Origin of the sequence: Agrobacterium sp. NPDC090273 (genome assembly GCF_044772305.1) — a bacterium.
In the GTDB taxonomy this organism is placed as follows: Bacteria; Pseudomonadota; Alphaproteobacteria; order Rhizobiales; family Rhizobiaceae; genus Agrobacterium.
The window spans coordinates 47,786-66,691 of record NZ_JBIVYN010000004.1; the positions used below are offsets into that span (position 1 = coordinate 47,786).

The 18,906-nt window shown below is 57.9% G+C and carries 21 protein-coding genes; 8 read left to right on the forward strand and 13 right to left on the reverse strand.

The features are described 5' to 3' along the window. Positions 1 to 12 precede the first annotated feature (12 nt). The 5 genes from cueR to ACIQT8_RS12230 all read right to left on the reverse strand — a co-directional run bounded on the left by cueR (position 13) and on the right by ACIQT8_RS12230 (position 5,154). Positions 13 to 435: a Cu(I)-responsive transcriptional regulator gene (gene cueR / locus ACIQT8_RS12210; RefSeq protein WP_400965517.1), complete on the reverse strand. Its 423-nt coding sequence runs from the start codon at positions 433 to 435 to the stop codon at positions 13 to 15. After that, positions 432 to 2,993, reverse strand: a complete 2,562-nt coding sequence (locus ACIQT8_RS12215; protein ID WP_400965520.1) for a heavy metal translocating P-type ATPase — start codon at positions 2,991 to 2,993, stop codon at positions 432 to 434. The genes cueR and ACIQT8_RS12215 overlap by 4 nt, the downstream gene beginning before the upstream one ends. A gap of 115 nt (positions 2,994 to 3,108) precedes the next feature. Then, positions 3,109 to 3,717, reverse strand: coding sequence for a class I SAM-dependent DNA methyltransferase (locus ACIQT8_RS12220; RefSeq protein WP_400965523.1), 609 nt, complete (start codon positions 3,715 to 3,717; stop codon positions 3,109 to 3,111). Between the two features lie 39 nt (positions 3,718 to 3,756). Further along, entirely contained in the window at positions 3,757 to 4,584 is an 828-nt protein-coding gene (gene blaOXA / locus ACIQT8_RS12225; protein ID WP_400965526.1) for a class D beta-lactamase, read from the reverse strand. Between the two features lie 102 nt (positions 4,585 to 4,686). Beyond that, positions 4,687 to 5,154 (reverse strand): YcgN family cysteine cluster protein, encoded by a 468-nt coding sequence (locus tag ACIQT8_RS12230; protein WP_400966332.1) that lies wholly within the window; start codon positions 5,152 to 5,154, stop codon positions 4,687 to 4,689. A 181-nt stretch (positions 5,155 to 5,335) separates the two neighbouring features. Here ACIQT8_RS12230 and ACIQT8_RS12235 point away from each other — a divergent pair, with 181 nt between their 5' ends. Beyond that, entirely contained in the window at positions 5,336 to 7,528 is a 2,193-nt protein-coding gene (locus tag ACIQT8_RS12235) for a transglycosylase domain-containing protein (RefSeq protein ID WP_400965529.1), read from the forward strand. 168 nt (positions 7,529 to 7,696) lie between these two features. Next, positions 7,697 to 8,161 (forward strand): VOC family protein, encoded by a 465-nt coding sequence (locus ACIQT8_RS12240; protein WP_400965531.1) that lies wholly within the window; start codon positions 7,697 to 7,699, stop codon positions 8,159 to 8,161. A 15-nt stretch (positions 8,162 to 8,176) separates the two neighbouring features. Here ACIQT8_RS12240 and ACIQT8_RS12245 read toward each other — a convergent pair whose 3' ends face one another. After that, the gene (locus ACIQT8_RS12245) at positions 8,177 to 9,082 is read right to left on the reverse strand and encodes a LysR family transcriptional regulator ArgP (RefSeq protein ID WP_262525014.1); all 906 of its coding nucleotides are present in this window, start codon (positions 9,080 to 9,082) and stop codon (positions 8,177 to 8,179) included. Between the two features lie 95 nt (positions 9,083 to 9,177). Between ACIQT8_RS12245 and ACIQT8_RS12250 the strand changes: the two genes are divergently transcribed. Beyond that, complete coding sequence (locus tag ACIQT8_RS12250) at positions 9,178 to 9,786, forward strand: LysE/ArgO family amino acid transporter (RefSeq protein ID WP_138794878.1); 609 nt, start codon at positions 9,178 to 9,180, stop codon at positions 9,784 to 9,786. On the opposite strand, the gene ACIQT8_RS12255 is transcribed toward ACIQT8_RS12250, so the two are convergent. Then, entirely contained in the window at positions 9,783 to 11,171 is a 1,389-nt protein-coding gene (locus ACIQT8_RS12255; protein WP_400966335.1) for a M20 family metallopeptidase, read from the reverse strand. The genes ACIQT8_RS12250 and ACIQT8_RS12255 overlap by 4 nt on opposite strands. 109 nt (positions 11,172 to 11,280) lie before the next feature. On the opposite strand from ACIQT8_RS12255, the gene ACIQT8_RS12260 reads away from it, so the two are divergent. Together ACIQT8_RS12260 and ACIQT8_RS12265 are read left to right on the forward strand one after the other, a co-directional pair. After that, positions 11,281 to 11,868, forward strand: a complete 588-nt coding sequence (locus tag ACIQT8_RS12260; RefSeq protein ID WP_400965536.1) for a DUF1214 domain-containing protein — start codon at positions 11,281 to 11,283, stop codon at positions 11,866 to 11,868. After that, the gene (locus ACIQT8_RS12265; RefSeq protein ID WP_138794876.1) at positions 11,861 to 12,409 is read left to right on the forward strand and encodes a DUF1254 domain-containing protein; all 549 of its coding nucleotides are present in this window, start codon (positions 11,861 to 11,863) and stop codon (positions 12,407 to 12,409) included. Before ACIQT8_RS12260 ends, ACIQT8_RS12265 begins: the two co-directional genes overlap by 8 nt. A gap of 18 nt (positions 12,410 to 12,427) precedes the next feature. Here ACIQT8_RS12265 and ACIQT8_RS12270 read toward each other — a convergent pair whose 3' ends face one another. After that, positions 12,428 to 12,616, reverse strand: coding sequence for a hypothetical protein (locus tag ACIQT8_RS12270; protein WP_262525009.1), 189 nt, complete (start codon positions 12,614 to 12,616; stop codon positions 12,428 to 12,430). A 178-nt stretch (positions 12,617 to 12,794) separates the two neighbouring features. Next, positions 12,795 to 12,941, reverse strand: coding sequence for a hypothetical protein (locus ACIQT8_RS12275; RefSeq protein ID WP_400965540.1), 147 nt, complete (start codon positions 12,939 to 12,941; stop codon positions 12,795 to 12,797). Between the two features lie 152 nt (positions 12,942 to 13,093). On the opposite strand from ACIQT8_RS12275, the gene ACIQT8_RS12280 reads away from it, so the two are divergent. After that, positions 13,094 to 14,011 (forward strand): DUF2336 domain-containing protein, encoded by a 918-nt coding sequence (locus ACIQT8_RS12280; protein ID WP_400966337.1) that lies wholly within the window; start codon positions 13,094 to 13,096, stop codon positions 14,009 to 14,011. A gap of 24 nt (positions 14,012 to 14,035) precedes the next feature. On the opposite strand, the gene ACIQT8_RS12285 is transcribed toward ACIQT8_RS12280, so the two are convergent. Genes ACIQT8_RS12285 through ACIQT8_RS12295 form a run of 3 tightly spaced genes read right to left on the reverse strand, consistent with a single transcriptional unit; the run spans position 14,036 to position 16,855 of the window. Next, positions 14,036 to 14,389, reverse strand: coding sequence for a DUF1491 family protein (locus tag ACIQT8_RS12285; RefSeq protein ID WP_262525007.1), 354 nt, complete (start codon positions 14,387 to 14,389; stop codon positions 14,036 to 14,038). Between the two features lie 29 nt (positions 14,390 to 14,418). Next, complete coding sequence (locus ACIQT8_RS12290) at positions 14,419 to 15,351, reverse strand: peptidoglycan-binding protein (protein ID WP_400965543.1); 933 nt, start codon at positions 15,349 to 15,351, stop codon at positions 14,419 to 14,421. Continuing rightward, positions 15,323 to 16,855, reverse strand: a complete 1,533-nt coding sequence (locus tag ACIQT8_RS12295; protein ID WP_400966340.1) for a sensor histidine kinase — start codon at positions 16,853 to 16,855, stop codon at positions 15,323 to 15,325. The genes ACIQT8_RS12290 and ACIQT8_RS12295 overlap by 29 nt, the downstream gene beginning before the upstream one ends. 484 nt (positions 16,856 to 17,339) lie before the next feature. Between ACIQT8_RS12295 and ACIQT8_RS12300 the strand changes: the two genes are divergently transcribed. Next, on the forward strand, positions 17,340 to 17,765 hold the full coding sequence (locus tag ACIQT8_RS12300; RefSeq protein WP_138794872.1) for a DUF5330 domain-containing protein: 426 nt from the start codon (positions 17,340 to 17,342) through the stop codon (positions 17,763 to 17,765). A gap of 117 nt (positions 17,766 to 17,882) precedes the next feature. Continuing rightward, positions 17,883 to 18,299 carry a SufE family protein gene (locus tag ACIQT8_RS12305; RefSeq protein ID WP_138794871.1) on the forward strand — a complete coding sequence of 139 codons (417 nt, stop codon included), beginning with the start codon at positions 17,883 to 17,885 and terminating at the stop codon, positions 18,297 to 18,299. 95 nt (positions 18,300 to 18,394) lie between these two features. Here ACIQT8_RS12305 and ros read toward each other — a convergent pair whose 3' ends face one another. Then, positions 18,395 to 18,823 (reverse strand): MucR family transcriptional regulator Ros, encoded by a 429-nt coding sequence (gene ros, locus ACIQT8_RS12310; RefSeq protein ID WP_138794870.1) that lies wholly within the window; start codon positions 18,821 to 18,823, stop codon positions 18,395 to 18,397. Positions 18,824 to 18,906 lie beyond the last annotated feature (83 nt).

The following is an 18,906-nucleotide window of genomic DNA, read 5'->3' on the forward strand; positions in this document are numbered from 1 at the left end:
ATAGTGGCAAGGTCAAGCGGTTTTCGCTGAGCTGTGGTGCGCCGATTCAATGCCAGCCAGATCGTCGAGAATGGGACAATCCGGCCGATGGTCACCGCCGCAGCAATGGGCGAGATGCGAAAGCGTCTTCACCATGCCCTTCATCTCGGCGATCTTGCGTTCGAGATCAGCGACATGGGCAAGAGCAATGTCCTTCACAGCGGCGCTCTCACGGCTTTTATCCTGCCAGAGTTTCAGCAGCGTCTCTGTCTCTTCAAGCGAGAATCCGAGTGTGCGGGCGCGCTTGATGAAGCGCAGGTTGTGAACGTCCTGCTCGCCGTAGACCCGATAATTGTTCCCCGTGCGGGCGGCCGGGGTAACGAGGCCGATCTGTTCGTAATAACGGATCATCTTGGCCGAAACGCCGGACGCATCCGATGCCTGTCCGATATTCATGCCGTTGCCTCCTTTGCAGAAACTCTGGCCGTTTTGAGCCGAAGGGCATTGGCCAGCACGAACACGCTGGAAAGCGCCATGGCGCCTGCGCCGATCATCGGCGATAAGGTAATGCCGAAGGCCGGATAAAGAACTCCGGCGGCAACGGGGATCAGCGCCACGTTGTAACCAAACGCCCAGAACAGGTTCTCCTTGATATTGCGGATCGTCGCCCGGCTCATCTCGACGGCATTGACCGCGCCAGTCAGATCGCCGCCGACCAGAACAACATCCGCGCTTTCAATCGCAACGTCAGTGCCGGTACCAATGGCAATGCCGATATCGGCCTCGGCCAGTGCCGGCGCATCGTTGATACCATCTCCGACAAAGGCCACCGTCTTTCCACCTTCGCGCAGCGTGTGGATTGCTTTTACCTTGCCTTCCGGCAACACCTCGGCCACCACCTTGTCGATCCCGACCTGTCTGGCGATGGCATTTGCTGTGCGCGCATTGTCGCCCGTCACCATCACAACCTCGATGTCCATGTCCTGCAGAGCCTTGATGGCACTGACGCTCGATGGCTTCAGCGGATCGGCCACAGCAATGGCACCGGCGAGCTTGCCATCAATGGCGGCGTAAAGCGGTGTCTTGCCTTCATCACCCATCCTTGCGGCCGCATTGGTAAAGGCATCGACAGCAAGCCCAAGCCTGGTCATATATCTGTCTGCACCCACCTCGACCCTGCGGCCGTTGACGATGGCCGCAATGCCATAGCCTGTCACGCTCTCAAAGCTCTCGACAGTTTGGGGTTCGAGTCCCTCCGGGCCCAACAGCTGCCGCTCCTCCGCCGCCTTGACTATGGCTTCGGCTATTGGATGTTCCGAGTGGGCCTCCACGGCTGCAACCAGCGTCAGAACCTCGTTTTCCTCAAAACCGTCAGCAACGACCAGATCGGTCAATTCAGGACGGCCTTTGGTAATGGTCCCGGTCTTGTCGACCACGACGATATTTGCCGAGCGCAGTTCCTGCAGTGCCTGTCCCTTGCGGAAAAGCACGCCAAGTTCAGCGGCGCGACCGGTTCCGACCATGATCGAGGTCGGTGTGGCCAGGCCCATGGCGCATGGGCATGCGATGATGAGGACGGCAACCGCATTGACCAGAGCGAAGCTATAGGCGGGTTCCGGACCAAAGATCGCCCAGACTGCAAAGGTCAGAATGGCAATGGCGATCACCACCGGCACGAACAGCGCAGTGACACGGTCGACCAGCAACTGGATCGGCAGTTTCGAACCCTGCGCTTCCTCGACCATACGGATGATCTGCGCCAGCATCGTGTCGGCACCAACCTTGGTGGCGCGAAACTTGAAGGCACCTGTCTTATTGATCGTACCACCGACAACTTTCGCACCGGCAAGTTTTTCAACCGGCACCGGTTCGCCGGAAATCATCGATTCGTCGACATAGGACGATCCTTCGATGACCTCACCATCCACCGCCAGCCGTTCGCCCGGACGAATGACGACGATATCACCTTCCCGCACATCTTCCGGTGCAATCTCGAGCGTCTTGCCATCGCGTTCGACACGCGCAGCCTTGGCCTGCAGGCTTGCCAGTTTGCGAATGGCATCGCCGGTCTTGCCGCTGGCGCGGGCTTCCAGCAAACGACCAGTCAGGATCAACGTCACGATGACAGTCGCTGCTTCGTAATAAACATAGTGCGCCTCTTCAGGCAGCAGCGATGGCGCAAAGGTCACAACGGCCGAGTAGAGATAGGCTGCGGTGACGCCGAGTGCCACCAGCGAGTTCATTTCCGGCGCACCGCGCAACAAAGCCGGGAACCCGGCTCTCAGGAACCGCAAGCCTGGCCCGAAGATCACCGCCGTAGCCAGCAGGAAATAGAGGTAATAGAGATTTTGCGTGTCAATGATGCCCATCAGCCAGTGGTGCATCGGTTCATAAAGATGCCCACCCATTTCCAGCACGAACAGCGGCGCAGTGAGTATGGCGGCAATCGTCAGATCGCGCTTCAGTGCACCCTCCTCACCGGCGTGATGCATATGATCGTGACCGCCGCCCGCATCTGGATGATGGTCGTGCTCCGAATGAGAATGGTGATGTGCCGCCATAGGCGCCTGCAAGACAAATCCGGCGGTCTTTGCCGTTTCTACCAGCATGTCGCGTTCGCGACGTCCACCTATACCGTCAACGAAGACCTTGCCGTTTGCCAGGTCCACGTCAGCAGAAAAAGTCGTCGCGATTGCGGTCAGAATTCCCTTCAGACGATCAGCATCCACCTCGCTTTTCAGTCCTTCGACGGAAAATTCGTGACGTTCCGGGGCGACTTCATAACCAATCTTCTTGATTGCTGCGCCTAACGTCTTTGCCGAAAAACCCTCTGCCGGTTCAACCGTCAGCTTTTTGGTGGCAAAATTGACCGAACTCGCCGCAACGCCCGGCACTTTCGCCGCTGCGGTCTCGACGCGACGCACACAGGATGCGCATGTCATGCCTTCAACGGGGATGGAAACCGGCTCATGGGAGTGTGCATGGGCGCTGGGGTGTCTGACTGTCTCGTTCATGGGAATTCCCCTTTCGAGGAGCTTTGTTGCAGCATGCCGTGTCACGAAACCGCTTAGCAGTCCTGCTCGGCATACCCCATGTAATGCTTCCCATCATGGGAAGGTCAAGGCCTGATCAGCCGTTTTTACATTTTGCCAAAAACACCGTCGCGCCACCGCAATCGGGGTCGTTTTCAACATGATCCACCAAACGAAAATCATGCTGTGACAACAGGCTTTCATATTCGCTGCGGGCAAGGCTTGCATGGTAGAGCGGCTTACCCTGAAAGCGCCCGATTGCCTCGCCGTGTTCTGGGCCTGCCGTAAACATCAGGGCCGCGCCGGGACTGGCGTGCCTGCGAAACACATCGAACATATGCCGCTGATCCTCCACTGTCAGATGGAAAAAACTATGCCAGGCAATCAGGCCATCGAAGCGCCGGCCAAGCGCCAGGTCGCGCATATCGGCGATGGCCCAAAGGCTATCCGGAAAACGGGTCCGGCAAAGGGCAATAAGCGGGCCGGAAGCGTCGATCCCGGTCACCTCATATCCGCTTTCGATGAAATAGCGCGCGATGGGATCACCCGCCCCGCAGCCGATATCGAGAATGGAGCCATTTGCGGGCAAAAGGGAAAGGAACTTGTCTAGCCAGGTTTTTTCGACCAGCCCGCGCCCTCGCTGGGCGTCGAAATCAGCGGCGTGGTCGGTATAGAGGGCAATGATCTGGTCGGAAGCGTTCATCATGGCCCTCCTCATTTTACAGTCGGATTGCCATCCAGGCGGTCACCGGTGGACGGCCAGGCGCGGGACATCACGCAGGAAAGCATCGCGTACAAGTGGCCCAAGCGGTTCCGTCGATGGCTTGTCGGAAACCTGCAAGCGGGCGAAAACGATATGCTGACCTTCGCGTTCCGCCCAGCCGACGAACCAGCCGAAGGGACGGTTGTTATCGGGATTGCCGTTGGCATCACGCATCACGCCGCTTCCGGTCTTGCCATGCACCTTCCAGCTTTCCGGTGCGTCAAACACTGGAACAAGCGCACGGGTCTTGGCTTGCGCGTCACGCGAAATCGGCAGGTTGCCCGCCAGAAGACGGCGAAGAAAGCCCACCTGCTCGACAGGAGAAATGGTCAGCGACGAGCCGAGCCAGGAATGGGTGAGGCCATTGTCCTTGCCGGGATCACCCGATACGTCGGCATTGCCGTAGCCGAGCCGCTTCACATAGGCTGCGAATTTTTCGGGACCGAGCCTGCGGGTCAATTCCCGCGAATACCACAGCACCGAATCCTGTTCCCACATGGTCGGATCAACCGTCTTGCGATCCTGAGCGCGCGCTTCAATGCCCGGCGTCCAGTCCCAAGCGGGTGTTTTCTCATCCTGCAGAATGCCGCTATCGAAGCCGATGACCGCCAGAGGTACCTTGAAGGTGGAGGCCGGCGCGACGCGCTGATCACAGGCGCCTTGCTGGTTGATGACTGCGCCGGTCTCAATCGACGTGACAAGCGTGCATTCGAAAGCCTGCGGTTTTGGCTGCTGAGCAGATGCGGCATGGGGTGAGGTACCCGCAAGAACCAGACAGGATAAAACCGTGGCAGTCAGCCGATAGCGCATGCGTTTTGATGTCCCTTGTCCGTCGTTCGCGGACTTTTTTGCCAGAATGACCTACGGCCTAGGAAAACCATGGGGCAGGATTAGGGCCAAGCGGATTTCCCGTTAGTCTTCGCCTTTCTCACCCACCGTCAGCGGCCAATCGACCACATAATCCTCGAAGTCGTCAACATCGACGTCCGTTTCGCTGACGGTGCGACCGCGTGCGGAAATGCCTGCCTGATGGACCGTTTCCGTATCGCCGGAAACCAGATAGTGCCACCAGTAAAGATCCTTGCCATCCCGCACCAGCGCGTAGGCGCAGGTCGGCGGAAGCCAGCCAATCTCATCCACTTTCTTCAGGTCAAGCTGGATGCAATCGGGCACTGTGGCACGGCGGTTTTCATAGTCGGAGCAACGACAGCTCTCGCCATCCAGCAACTGACATCGTACCGAGGTGAAGACCACTTCACCGGTGTCCCAATCTTCCAGCTTGTTGAGACAACAGAGCCCGCACCCATCGCACAGGCTTTCCCATTCCTCGCCGGTCATTTGCTCCAGCGTTTTGGTTTTCCAGAACGGGGCATCATTTATCGTTAACATTTTCGTCTCATTTTGATCCATCAGGCTACGCATAGCTTAGCCCGTTTGTCGTATCGCAATCGGCTGGAATATAAGATATTCCTTAATTCCGGCAGAGTGGTGATGAGGAATGACCCGCGCAAGGTTATTGCGTCAAGCATTGCTCGCCCCATCGAACAGGAATTCGCTTCAGGTGCAGGAAGAAAAAGACAAGAAACAGGCGAGACGCAAACGCCACATTCTGCTTCGGATCGATTCATTCATCGACTCGGGCCTGTGGACGGCTGCAGCGAGGTTTGTCGATTTCTGGGAGGAAGTTACCATTGCGTCGCGCAAACTGCACGTGCGCGGCTGGAAAAAACTTCTCGTCAACCTGACCGGCGATGCGCTGACCTTTGGAACCGCCGGTTCCGTGGTGCTTCTGGCGCTTGCCATGCCCGCCTTCGAGGAAACGAAGAAGGACTGGCGTTATCGTGGCGACTTTGCCGTCACCTTCCTCGACCGTTACGGCAATACGATCGGCCATCGCGGCATCATCCATGAAGGCTCCGTGCCAATCGATCAGATGCCGGATCATTTCATCAAGGCCGTCCTCGCGACGGAAGACCGGCGCTTCTTCGAGCATTTCGGCATCGACTTCATTGGCCTTGCGCGCGCCATGAGCGAAAACGCCCGTGCCGGTGGCGTGGTCCAGGGTGGCTCGACGCTGACGCAACAGCTCGCCAAAAACCTGTTCCTGACCAATGAGCGCTCGCTGGAACGCAAGATCAAGGAAGCCTTCCTGGCATTGTGGCTCGAAACCAACATGTCGAAGAAGGAAATTCTCAGCCTTTATCTCGACCGCGCCTATATGGGCGGCGGCACCTTTGGCGCGGCTGCAGCGTCGCAATTCTATTTCGGCAAGAACCTGACCGACGTGACGCTGGCGGAATCCGTCATTCTGGCTGGCCTCTTCAAGGCACCGGCAAAATACGCACCGCACGTCAACCTTCCCGCAGCCCGTGCCCGCGCCAACACCGTTCTTTCCAACCTCGTACAGAGCGGCCTGATGACCGAAGGACAGGTGATCGGGGCACGCCGCAATCCGGCGACCGTTATCGACCGGGCCGATGTGAAGGCACCCGATTATTTCCTCGACTGGGCCTTCGATGAGGTTCAGCGTCTGGCAGCCGAGGGCAAATTCAAGGACCATACCGTCGTCGTGCGCACGACCATCGATACCGGCCTGCAACAGGCCGCCGAACAGGCGATGGAAATGGGTCTGCGCGAATATGGCGAAGGTTACCGCGTCAAACAGGGCGCGATGGTGATGATCGAAAACGGGGGTGCCTTGCGCGCCATGGTTGGCGGCCGTGACTACGGCGAAAGCCAGTTCAACCGTGCAACCGCGGCAATGCGCCAGCCCGGCTCTTCCTTCAAGGTCTATACCTACTCCGCTGCCATGGAAAAGGGCATGAAGCCGGATACACTGATTTCCGATGCGCCCGTGACCTGGCGCGGCTGGTCACCGCAGAACTACGGCCGCTCCTATGCGGGCAAGGTGACTTTGCAGGTCGCGCTCGCCAAATCGTACAACACGGTGCCTGTGCGACTGGCCAAGGACGTGCTCGGCACGCAGGTCATCGTCGATACGGCAAAGGCGATGGGTGTCACGACACCGCTTCGCAGCGACAAAACCATTCCGCTTGGCACCTCGGAAGTAACTGTGCTCGATCAGGCGACGGCCTATGCGGTATTTCCGGCAGACGGCATGCAGTCCCGCCGTCACGGCATCGAACAGGTGCTGAATTATGAGGGTGACGTTCTCTATGACTTCGGCCGCGATGAACCACCGGCCAAACGCGTGTTGTCCGAAGAAGCCAATTCGAAAATGAACCAGATGCTGGTGACGATCCCGGTCATGGGAACGGCACGGCGTGGCGCGCTCGAAAACGGTATCGTGTCGGGCGGCAAGACCGGCACATCGCAGGCCTATCGTGACGCCTGGTACGTGGGCTTTACCGGCAACTACACAACGGCTGTCTGGTTCGGTAATGACGACTTCACGCCAACCAACGAGATGACCGGCGGCGCTCTTCCGGCCATGACCTACAAGCGATTGATGGATTATGCGCACCAGGGCATGGAGCTGCGCGCCATTCCCGGCATTCAGAACCCGCTGCCGACAGGGGTGCGCCCGCAGCCTTCCGCCGAGGCGGCAACCGCGTCTGCCACTGGACAGACGATGCCGGCGCTCACCCGCCCGCGGTCGCTTTCCGCCGAAGCGACCCGTGTCATTCGCTCCATCGCCAAGAAGATGAAAGAAGCCGCTCCACTGACGCTGACGACACAGAAGGTGGCAGCCGCTGCCCTGCGTAACGGGTCGGAAGAACCGGAACGGCGCTGACAAGCCCTTTTTCCAGCGGCAGGCAAGAGGCGTTTTCCGCCTCTGAAGCAGAACCTTCACATGCCCATTTTCATGCTTGACCTCAACTGCGCTTGAGGTTGCAGAGTGCCATCGCAAACGCGATCCGGCGCTTGCAATCGCATTTCGCATGACGATCGAGGAAGAGATATGGTGAAAATAAATACGCTGTTCGAAACCCATTTGACGGTTTCAAACCTGGAACGCTCAATCGATTTTTATCGCAATGTCGTGGGTCTGGAACTGGCGCACAGGGTCCCAGACAGACATCTGGCATTTTTCTGGATTGGTGCACGTGGTCAGTCGATGCTTGGCCTTTGGTCGATTCATTCCGCACCGATCAGCACCAGATTGCATCTGGCATTCAGTGTTGAACTCGATCAGGTTCTCGCTGCTCCAGATTATCTCAGGTCCAAAAAGGTCGAGCCTCTCGGCTTTGCCGGCGCCCCCAACATCGAAGAACCGGTTGTCTTTCCCTGGATGCCGGCGGCGAGCGTCTACTTCGACGATCCCGACGGCCACTCACTGGAATATATCGCCTTTCTCGAAGACAAGCCCAGAGCAGATATACCGCAGGTAAAAAGCTGGACCGAGTGGCAGGCTATCCGTCGTTAGCCCGCAACTACAATTTCAAACTTCGCCCAGCAGCGCCGCGCGTGCGGCGCTTACCACACTCGCCGTCAAACCGGACAGGCGGTCGGCGGCCATGCGGTTCACCTGCCAGTAGAGTGGAATGTCGAGCGGGATGCCCGGTATCAATTCCAACAATCGCCCGGCCTCAAGATGATCCTTAACGAGCAGGCTGGGGTTCATGCCCCACCCCATGCCGGAAAGGCTTGCCTTCACGAAGCCATCAGTCGATGGCAACCAGTGGGTTGGATAGGACATGTCCCGACCGAGCGCGGATTTGATCCAGCGATTTTGCAGCCGATCCTTCTGATTGAAGGTGATGCCCGGAGCCGCAGCAAGCGATGTCGCTGTAACGCCATCGGGAAAAAAGCGCCGCATGAAATCGGGACTGGCTGTTGCATGAAACCGCAGAATGCCGAGCGGCGTGACCCGGCAACCCTGCACCGGCTTGGCGTGTGCCGTGACGGCGGCCAGGACTTTGCCACGCTGCAACCACTCGACGGTATGGTCCTGATCATCCACGGCGATGTTGACAAGAAAATCGGATGTCCGGCTGAAAGCAGATACGGCATCGAGAAACCACGTGCCGAGACTGTCGGCGTTGGTGGCGACATTCAGCGTGACGCGCGTGTGCGTCGCCCCTTCCTCCGCGAGCGTGGGCAGTTGCCGGAACAACTCAGTTTCCAGCATGCCCACCTGCTCCATATGGCGACAGAGCCACTCCCCCTTTTCCGTGGCCGTGCAGGGGGTTCCGCGGACAATGAGCACGACACCAAGCCGTTCTTCGAGCTGTTTGACCCGCTGCGAGACGGCAGATGGTGTGACAAACAGCGCTGCCGCCGCCTTCTCGAAACTGCCAGTTTGCGCCACCAACGCCACAGCTCGCATGGAGGGATAGTCGATCATTAGTTTTCCTTAATCCGGATAAACTTGTTTAACTGGATTAATCCAGGACAAACAATTATCCAAGGCTTCGTTTTCTATTGAGGGGCTACTAACGCGTGGATTTGCAGGTTTTCTTCACCGGCCTGATGATGGGTCTCAGCTTGATCGTCGCCATCGGCGCACAGAACGCCTTTGTTCTGAAGCAGGGGCTGATGCGCTCGCACGTCTTTGCTGTCTGCCTGACCTGCGCCTTATCGGATGCCCTGCTGATTATTGTCGGGGTCACCGGTTTTCGGCAGATCAGCGCCGTAATGCCGGCGCTCGATCCGATCATGCGGTATGCGGGTGCCGCCTTCCTCATCTGGTACGGCGCAAAAAGCCTCCATTCGGCATTCCGCTCGTCCGGAGCGCTCTCCGTTGCGGAGCGCAAAGAGGTCAGCCTATGGCAAACACTCGCCATCTGTCTGGCGCTCACCTTCCTCAACCCGCATGTCTATCTCGACACCGTAGTCCTGCTCGGTTCGCTATCGACACAGTTTCCCGGCTTGGAAAAAACCTTCGCAGCCGGCGCGGCGACCGGCTCGCTCGTGTTTTTCTTCTCGCTCGGTTACGGCGCAAGGTGGCTGCGGCCCCTGTTCGAAAAACCCGCCGCCTGGCGAATTCTCGAAGGGCTGATTGCCGTCACCATGTGGATCATCGCCTTCACGCTCCTCAAGGGCGCTTAAAGGTCGGGGACATCGGCTTCGCCCAGGTCCCAGTAGAGCCCCGCCATGATTGCCAGTCCTTCACGGGCAATCTGCTTCGGAAGATGTTCGTTCGGTGCATGCTGCGAACAACCGGGATAGGAGTGGGGAACCCATATGGTCCGCAGCTTGAGGATATCGGCGAAGATGTCATTGGGCAGGGAGCCGCCAAGATTGGGCAGCAACGCGGGCTTCTTGCCGGAGCTCAATGCGATGGAATCCACCGCCCAACCGACCCACGGATCATTCGGGTCGAGCCGGGTTGCACGGAAAATCTCGTCACCTGCAGCGACGATCTTCACCATGGGAAACCCCTGTCGATCGAGATGCCGGCGCACGGCCGGGACGACAGCTTCGGGATCGATGCCGACAACGAAACGCAGTTGCAGTCGCGCCCATGCCCTCGGCGGGATTGCGTTGACGGGCGAACGCGGATTACCGGTCTCGAAAGCCAGCACTTCCAGTGCACACCAGCCGAAAACCCGCTCTGCCGTGGAAAGACCGGGCTCTCCCCAATCCGCATCAATCGCGGGCCCGTCTGGCCCGCCGTCGATTTCACAATCGGCCAGAGCATCACGCACCGCCTGCGGCAAGGCGTCAGGCACCAGTTCCGGCACGCGGATCTGCCCGGTCGCGCCGACAAGGCTCGCGATGGCGTGGGCAAGTTGCACGCCCGGATTGGAAAGCGCCCCTCCCCAATTGCCGGAATGATGTCCGCCCTCTCGGGCCTCGATCACCAGATCGAACGTGATACCGCCACGCGCACCGAGAAAAATGGTCGGCCGCTCCGCGTTCAATCGCGGCCCGTCGGAAGCGATCAGAAGATGGGCCTTCAGCCGCTCACCATGGTCGCGGCAGACCTCCCTGAGCCCCGGCGAGCCGCGTTCCTCCCCCATTTCGATCAAATATTTGGCGTTGAAGCCCAGCTTTCCACGCGTCTCAATGACAGCTTTCAGTGCTGCCATATTGATGGAATGTTGCCCCTTGTTATCGGCCGTGCCGCGGCCGTACCACTTGCCGTTCAGCTCGGTCATCCGCCACGGTGAAAGTCCATCTGCCCAGCCTTCATCCAGACCGCGCACAACATCGCCATGGCCGTAACCCAGCACTGTCGGCAAATTCTCTCCCTCGAAGCGCTCAGCCATCAGAAATGGCAGACCGGAGGCAGGATCGATGACAATTTCGCTGGTAAATCCCATGTCGGTGAAAGCGGGCTTCATTTCGGCTTCGAGATAGAGTGACAGGATGTCGGCGCTCGCTTCGTTCTGGCTTTCCGTGCGCAAGCCAACCCGCCGGGCCAGGTCCCGGACGAAGCCGCCCTCATCGAAATAGGCGGTTGCGTGGTCGATTGCGGCCTGTCGCGTCATCATGAAGTTCCCGTTTCCGTTGATTTTTACTGAGACTAGACAAGCCCCGGCATTTTCCAAAGGGGGAATCAGTGATAACCCTCGACCTGTTCAAAAACAGGAAGACAGCGTGTTTCGAGTTCCATTCCTCGTCGGTATCGCCCTTCTGATCGCTTTCGGCGGCGGCATCGCGTCAACGCTGGTTGCGCTCGAAGCCACCTCCGGGTTCGGTTCGATCCGCATCGGCCCATGGGATGCGTTCCCCGAAGCACAGACGATCGAGGCCGACCCCTATGCCAAATCGCATCGCGCCGATGCAGGCAAGTTGCTGTACGGCACTGCCGAGGGGCTCAGCTTTACCGCCTCGGTCGACAGCGAAGGTCAGCGCCTGACGGGTGAGTGCCGCTACCGTCTGGCTGGCACCGTTCCACCCTCCCGCTTCTGGACGCTTTATGCGGCGGATCAACAGGGCAACGTACTTGCGGATGCATCCGGTCGGCCGTTCGCGCTCAACTCCCGCACGCTGTTGCGTGAGCCTGAGGGCGGGATTGATGTCGCAATCGCTGCAACGGCTCAGACCTATAACTGGCTTTCAGTGCCGCAAGGCCAGACCTTCAAACTGGTGATGACACTGCTCGACACGCCTGTTGCCGGAAGCTCAGGGCTTATCGATATCTCGATGCCAGAAATCCGCAAGGTGGAGTGCGGCAATGCTTAGGTTCCTGCTTGCCATTGTGACCGGTCTGGTGGGAGCAGCGGCGCTGCACCTCGTCATCCTGCTGTCGATCCCGCACTTTTCCAACCGCGATGCCAATACGCGCGCGGTGGCCGAGGGCAAGCTTCATGATTTTCATCTCCTGGAAGAGACGGTGGAAAAGCCTTCGCTAGGCAGCGGTGATCCCTTCATGCGGGTCGCGGTATGCACCTTCGACATCGAAGAAAAACCAGTGCGGCTCACCGCCATCGGCGCTGTGCCTTTCTGGTCGGTCGCTGTTTACGACAAGGCTTCCAATGAGGTTTTCAGCATGAACGACCGTACGTCAGCGGGTGGCGTTATGGACATTCTTGTTGCCGATGCGGTTCAGATCGCAGCCATCCGCAAGGCGCAACCGCCAGCGTTGTCACAGGCCATTCTGGTGGAAGCGGATCAAACCGAGGGCTATGTGGTGTTGCGGACGATGGTGCCGCAGCCGAGCTTTGGGGAAGAAGCGGAACGCTTTTTGAACGAGGCAAAATGCCAGCCGACGCCGTGGAAGTGACGCCAATAAGAGATGCGATCAGGATTTAAGCGCGGTCTCGGTGTTTGACTTGCTTTTACGCGCTGCTTTCTTCGGATGCGTATCGCGCTTTTCATAGTGCACGCCGGTAAACAGCAACACTTTAGCTGGACCGATGCCCCGCGTCCCTGCATCTACGCCGGAACGTGAACTTCGACGGGCTTCGTCCAGCGGAATAATCTCTGCCATGCTCATCTCCTCTTCGGGACATGATTGTTGTTGCTACTGGGAACCGCGCAAGCCTCGTCTTGCATCGGGAATTTCATCACCATTCACATATCAGCGCATGCCATTCGGGCTTTTTATTCCGGCGTCGAGGATAACATGGAATCCTAATATTGCCCATGAAATTACAAACACGGACAGGTTAATGATCCGTTAACCTTAATTTACGACCAATCGTTTCATCTCGGCCGCATTTCACCCGTTGGAAACCCTGCAAATCCCGCAAAGTTCCACGATTTCCGGCAATTTCAGCAGCCTTAAAATTTCGTTGTTGATAAGCATCAAACATCTCTTGCTCCCCTCCATAGTTAACAGGACGTCAACGGATTTGCTCTAACTTGAACGGATATTGTGTTCGCGTTTTTGTTGGGTAGTGCGTTGACCGACCGGTTTCGAGAACTTGAGAGGCCAAGAGCCGTGAGGAAGAAAGATGTGGTGCTGATGGCCACCGTGACGAATTTTGAAGGCGTAGCTCGTCCGTCTAAATCCGATCTGCGGCAGTTTGCCGAACTCTTCATGCCGCTTTTCAACGCCTCTACCGATGAGGCGAAACGGGAAGCGATTGCCGCCCTCTCCCAGCATCCTATGATACCATCGGCTGTCGCTTTCTTCATTGCCAGCCAGCCGATTGCGCTTGCTGCGCCTTTCCTCATTTCGTCGAAATGCCTTGACGACGATACGCTGATTACTATTGCCCGCACGCAAGGAGCAGCGCATGCGCGTGCCATCGTGCGTCGCGACGATCTTTCACCGACGGTGATCGATGCACTGGTTGGCCTGCGTCATACGCGCGATGTCACGCGGCAGACCAGCGACAACACGTTGCCCGCGGAGGAACCGGCCGCGGCCGTGACTGAAGCCGATATCGAGAAGCAGGTGGTTTCCGATCTGGAAGAGCAAATGCGTCGGCAGATCCGGGACATGGCACGCCATCTCAACCGGCCGGAACACGATGTTCTTGGTCTGCGCCGACTGACCGAGGTGCAGGAAGCGCTGCTCATCCGTTTTGCCCGTGAACGCGATGCGCGTCAGTTTGCCATTGCGCTGGCGGATTCACTGTGTTCCAGCTACTGGCTTTCCGAACGCATCATGCTCGACATCTCCGGAAGCCAGCTTGCCACGACGCTGACGGGTCTTGGTATGGAGTTTTCCGAGGCAGCCTTTGTACTGCAATGCTTCTATCCGCACCTTGCTGCCGCTGAAGGCGACATGAGCCGTGCGGAAGCGCTGATCGACCGCCTTGATATCGTGGAGTGCGAAGAGCGCGTTGAAAACTGGCGACGGGCAGACAGTTACACCCATAGCCAGCGCGGCGAACGGCAGTTCACCCCTGCCCCGCGCAAGACGGCGGCAAGTTAAGGATCAAGGGCGGTCTGACCGCCCTTATTTTTTGGGTTGATCCACCAGGGTCAGAAGTCCGGAAATGTCATCGGTCTCAAGTTCGACGATCCACAGGTCGCTGTCAAAACGACGTTCACGGTCCAGCAACGTACTGCTCTCCAACGCGTCGACGCCCGAAAGCCTGGTTTCGAAACGTCGCTCAGCCCTGATCTCGTCATCTTCCGCAAAGCTTTGCGGCGCGGGGCCATAGAGGTTTTCCGTACCGTCACGAAAACGCTGGCGGATAAAGATGGCCCCCGCTTCCTCCGCGCCTTTTTTCTCAACGGCTGCAAAACCGCCAGACGAGAAAACGCGCCGGACCAGAGCTGAAACGAATAGTTCGGATTTCAGGCGCATGATGCGAAGCCCCTTGCAGCCGTCGACGCTTACAAGGCGCCGATGGATTTCAGCTTTTTCAACACGGCTTCGCTCGGCTCACCGGTTTCGGGCAGCCGATAATGCTTTTCAAACTGACGGATGGCCATGCGGGTCTGTTCGCCAGCAAAACCGTCAACCTTCACGCCAGCATAAGCGATATTGACCAGGCCCTGCTGAATCTTTGCGACCATTTCTCGCGAGACCGGTTTTCCGGCAGGCGCCTTGCTTGTCAGCGACACCGGTTCGGCTTTGGGCGTTGATGTCTGCGCCTTGCGAATGGCGGCAGCGACCGGATCAACCTCGACCCCACCGCTTGCGACGTTATCAGAGGGGCGGTCCTTCGGAATGGCGGCGACCGTCGCACCATCGATCTTCAAGGCGGACAAGACGCGGCTGGTCGGTTCGCCGGTCTGTTCCATACCGACGGTTTCCTCGAAAAACATGATGGCGGCGGCCGTTCTTGGCCCCATCAAACCGTCTGCCTCGCCGTCATAAAGACCGCGCCGTTTCAACTCTGCCTGGATGTCGGCGACGATCTGCTGGCGTTGATGAGCAACTGGGGCTGTCTGTTGCACCTGTTGCTGCACGGGGTCTGCCCCAGCGACAGGCTGTGTCGCGGCAGCCGTTTCTTCCGGCCGTTCAATGCGGAAGGTCGTGACGTTGCCCTCGGTGCCGAGGGTTTGCGCCATACGGTAACCGGCAATGCCATTCGGATCGGCTGCATCGCGCGTTCTGAGAAATGGCGAGGGATGGACACCCGGCTGATACCAAAGTGCATTGGCGGCGACGAAACCAAAGACGACAGAAAACGCGCCTATACCGCCAACCAGTTTTGGACGACGCATGATCTCGCGCCCGATGGCCGAAACCACCAAGTAAACAACGCCTGCCCCAGTCTGGGCGGCTGTTTTCTTAGGCGATTTTCGCTTTCGCGGGGCCATCCTCAACATCCTTCTTCATAACTTCGGCAAGGTCGCCAAGCTGCCTGATACGCGGCGGAAACTCCACCATGCGGCCAGCGTCGGCGCCTTCACCTCCACCTGAGACGCCGGAGCCATCCGCAGGGAGCATGATCGTTACGACCGTACCTTCGCCCGGCTTGCTGGCGATGACGAACGTACCGCCATGCAATGCCACCAATCCCTTGACCAGCGAAAGTCCCAGTCCCGTGCCTTCATAGCGACGGGTGTATTCGTTCTGGACCTGCATGAAGGGCTGGCCCAGAAATTCTATCTTGTCGGCCGCGATACCGATACCGGTGTCGCTGACTGTCAGCTTCAGCATAGCGCCTTCGCGCGCCGCGTCCATCGAGACGACACCACCGGCGTCCGTGAACTTGATGGCGTTGCCGGCCAGATTGATCAGAACCTGACGAATTGCGCGCTGGTCAGCCGTGACCTCGCCGATACCGCGCTGGATGCGAGTGGTCAACGTGACCCCCTTCTCCTTTGCCTGAAGACCGAGCATCGCTTCACAGGATTCGATCGATTCAGCGATTGGGAAGGCTTCCATCATCAGTTCGTAGCGACCAGCTTCCAGCTTGCTCATATCAAGCATGGTGTTGACTACCGACAGGAGATGCGCGCCGGACTGACGGATGAGCGCGACATACTCGCGCTGGCGGTCATTCTCCAGCCTGCCGAAATATTCGCCGGCCAGAATATCGGAAAAGCCTAGAACCGCGTTGAGTGGCGTGCGCAGTTCGTGACTTACAGCCGCCAGAAACCGCGATTTGGCGTCGTTGGCAGATTCGGCTTCCGCCGTTTTGCGTACGGCTTCGCAGCGAAGCTCTTCAATCTCAGTGACGTCCGAAAGCTGCGCGACGATGCGGCGTAGACGTCCGGCTGCATTGCGTACGGCAGTCATTTCAGCACGCAAATGCATGAACTGGGCCGTGTTGCGTGATTTCGATCCGATTTCGACCCGCAGTTCGGCGCTCGCACTGTCTTCGCCCTGCCGAAGCAGATCGAAAGCCTGCATCAAAGCGATGCGGTCGGAGACGTAAATATGTTCGGCGAAAATCTGCCCTGCACAATCACGCAGGTAACCAGGAAAGCTTTCCCGGTCTCTGCCGGATACGCGCTCGACGATACCGTTCTCATTCAGGAAAATGAGAAGACCCGGTACCTGCGAAGCCAGAACGACATCACTCTCATCGCTGCTGGAGGCGACCGACGGCGCGCGTGCCGAATGGGAAAATGCAATCAGCAGGGCAGCGGCGGCAAGAAACAGCGCCAGGACCAGAGCAGCACCAATGGGCATGGCCAGCGCCGGTCTGAACACCAGGCTAAAGACAGCGGGAACAACCAGAAGGCCGGCGCCTGCAAAGGCGATCAGTCGGCGCAGTTGCGCAACTGTTGCGGCACGACGTTCGGCGTCCTCTTCCATGCGGGCGAGCCATCTGCCTGCAGCATGGTCAACAAATGCGACCGCTTTTTCTGTAATGTTACGCAATACCAGCACACCGAATCCCTGAGACGGATCTAACGGTGCCGACAATAGAAGAGGGCGGCTTAAGGAATGGATAAAATGAAAGCCGCCAAACGGTCGCAAATGCCTGACGAGTCCCATAACGGGGCATTCGGAACAAGCTTTGGAATTCATGGTTAATGACGGGTAAGCGACGGATTTCGCTTTATTTTTGCCGTCATGTTAACCTTTAAGGCAAACGCGCCTGCTGCTTTTGCCGACATTCTATGGCAAGCGTCGCAATTATGCTTAACATCAGTCGTTAAAATGCGAACGAATTGGCTGGCGGCACAAGGCTGCGAGGAGAATAGATACAATTTGAATTAAATTGCGCCGCTTTTTGCAATCGCACGTTCGCCGGTCGCAGGTAGCTTCTTCCCAAGCCCAAAAACGGGGCAAACGCCGATGATTCGAAATGAACGGGGCGGTAAAACAGGTTCGTCTGGCAGGGTAGTCTGACATGTGGTTTCTGATTAAAGGAACATTCTGGTTTTCGCTGGTGCTGGTAGCGCTGTCCTATTTTGGCGGCAGCAACGATGCATCCAAGGAACCGTCGACATTCGACATTACCAGTGCCGTTTCGGCCGCAGGCGACGCCTACCGTTATGTCAGTGCGATCTGCGCTGAAAAGCCCGATGTCTGCGTCAAGGGCGCAGAAACCTTCCACGCGCTTGGCGAACGGGCTCGCGAAGGCGCCAAGGTTGCCTATCAACTGATCGATTCACAGCTTGCAACCGAGGACAAGCCTGACGCCGTTGCCGCAGCCATCCAGGCCGAAGCGGAGCGTGCCGAGACACCGGTTGCCAGCGCCGAATTCGAAAAGAACGCCGACGCGGTCAAAACCGGAACGATCATTCCCCTGCCGCAGAAACGCCCCGCACTCTAAGTTTTCAGTCTGCGCCTGGCGTTCTGTTGTTCAAATCGCTTTTTCATATCAGCCACGGTTCAATTTTCGCCGCGCTTCGCCTATATGGTGCTTGATAGACCACAATGGCGGATACCAATGACCTCGCTTGAAACGATCCTCGATGATTTTTCCTTCCTCGATGACTGGGAAGACCGCTATCGCTACGTGATCGAACTGGGCAAGGCATTGCCGGAACTTTCAGATGACAAACGTACTGCCGAGAACAAGGTTCAAGGTTGCGCCAGTCAGGTTTGGCTTGTCAGCCACCGGGATGGCGCTGACGATCCGGTCATGACTTTTGAAGGCGATTCCGACGCCCACATCGTGCGGGGCCTTGTCGCCATTGTTCTTGCCGTCTACTCCGGCAAAAAGGCATCCGATATCGCTGCCCTCGACGCGATCGAAGTCTTTGACAAAATCGGTCTTGTCGAACACCTGTCCTCGCAGCGCGCCAATGGCTTGCGCTCGATGGTCAATCGTATCCGTAGCGAGGCACGGCTTCTCACTGCGTGATAAGCGTGTTCTAACGGTCCAAACCAAAACATATCCGTGACAACAAAAAAGCCGGTCGAGAGACCGGCTTTTTTCTGTTTCGATGCCTGCTGATGTTAACGGCTGGACTTGCGACGCTGGCCCAAACCCATTTCCTTTGCGAGCCGCGAACGGGCTTCAGCATAGGCAGGCGCAACCATCGGATAGTCGACCGGCAGGTCCCACTTCTCGCGATATTCCTCGGGTGTCATGCTGTGATGCGTTGTCAGATGGCGCTTGAGCGACTTGAACGAGCCACCGCATTCGAGACAAACGATGTGATCGTCCTGTACCGACTTGCGGACAGAAACGGCAGGCTTCTGCTTTTCGACATTGATCGCAACCGATGCCGGAGCAGAGGTGCCGCTGAGCGCTGTATGGACATCCGAGATGAGGCTGGGAAGTTCAGTTACCGGAACGACGTGGTTGCTAACATAGGCAGCCACAATATCCGCAGTCAGTTCGACCAGCAGATCCTGGGCGTTACCGTATGCAGTTTCCGTCATTTAAGTATCTCCTGTTCATTTACCCCTAGAAGTAGCGGAAGACGCCGCTTCGAGTGATGTGAAGTTACTCGATCCCCCTACCT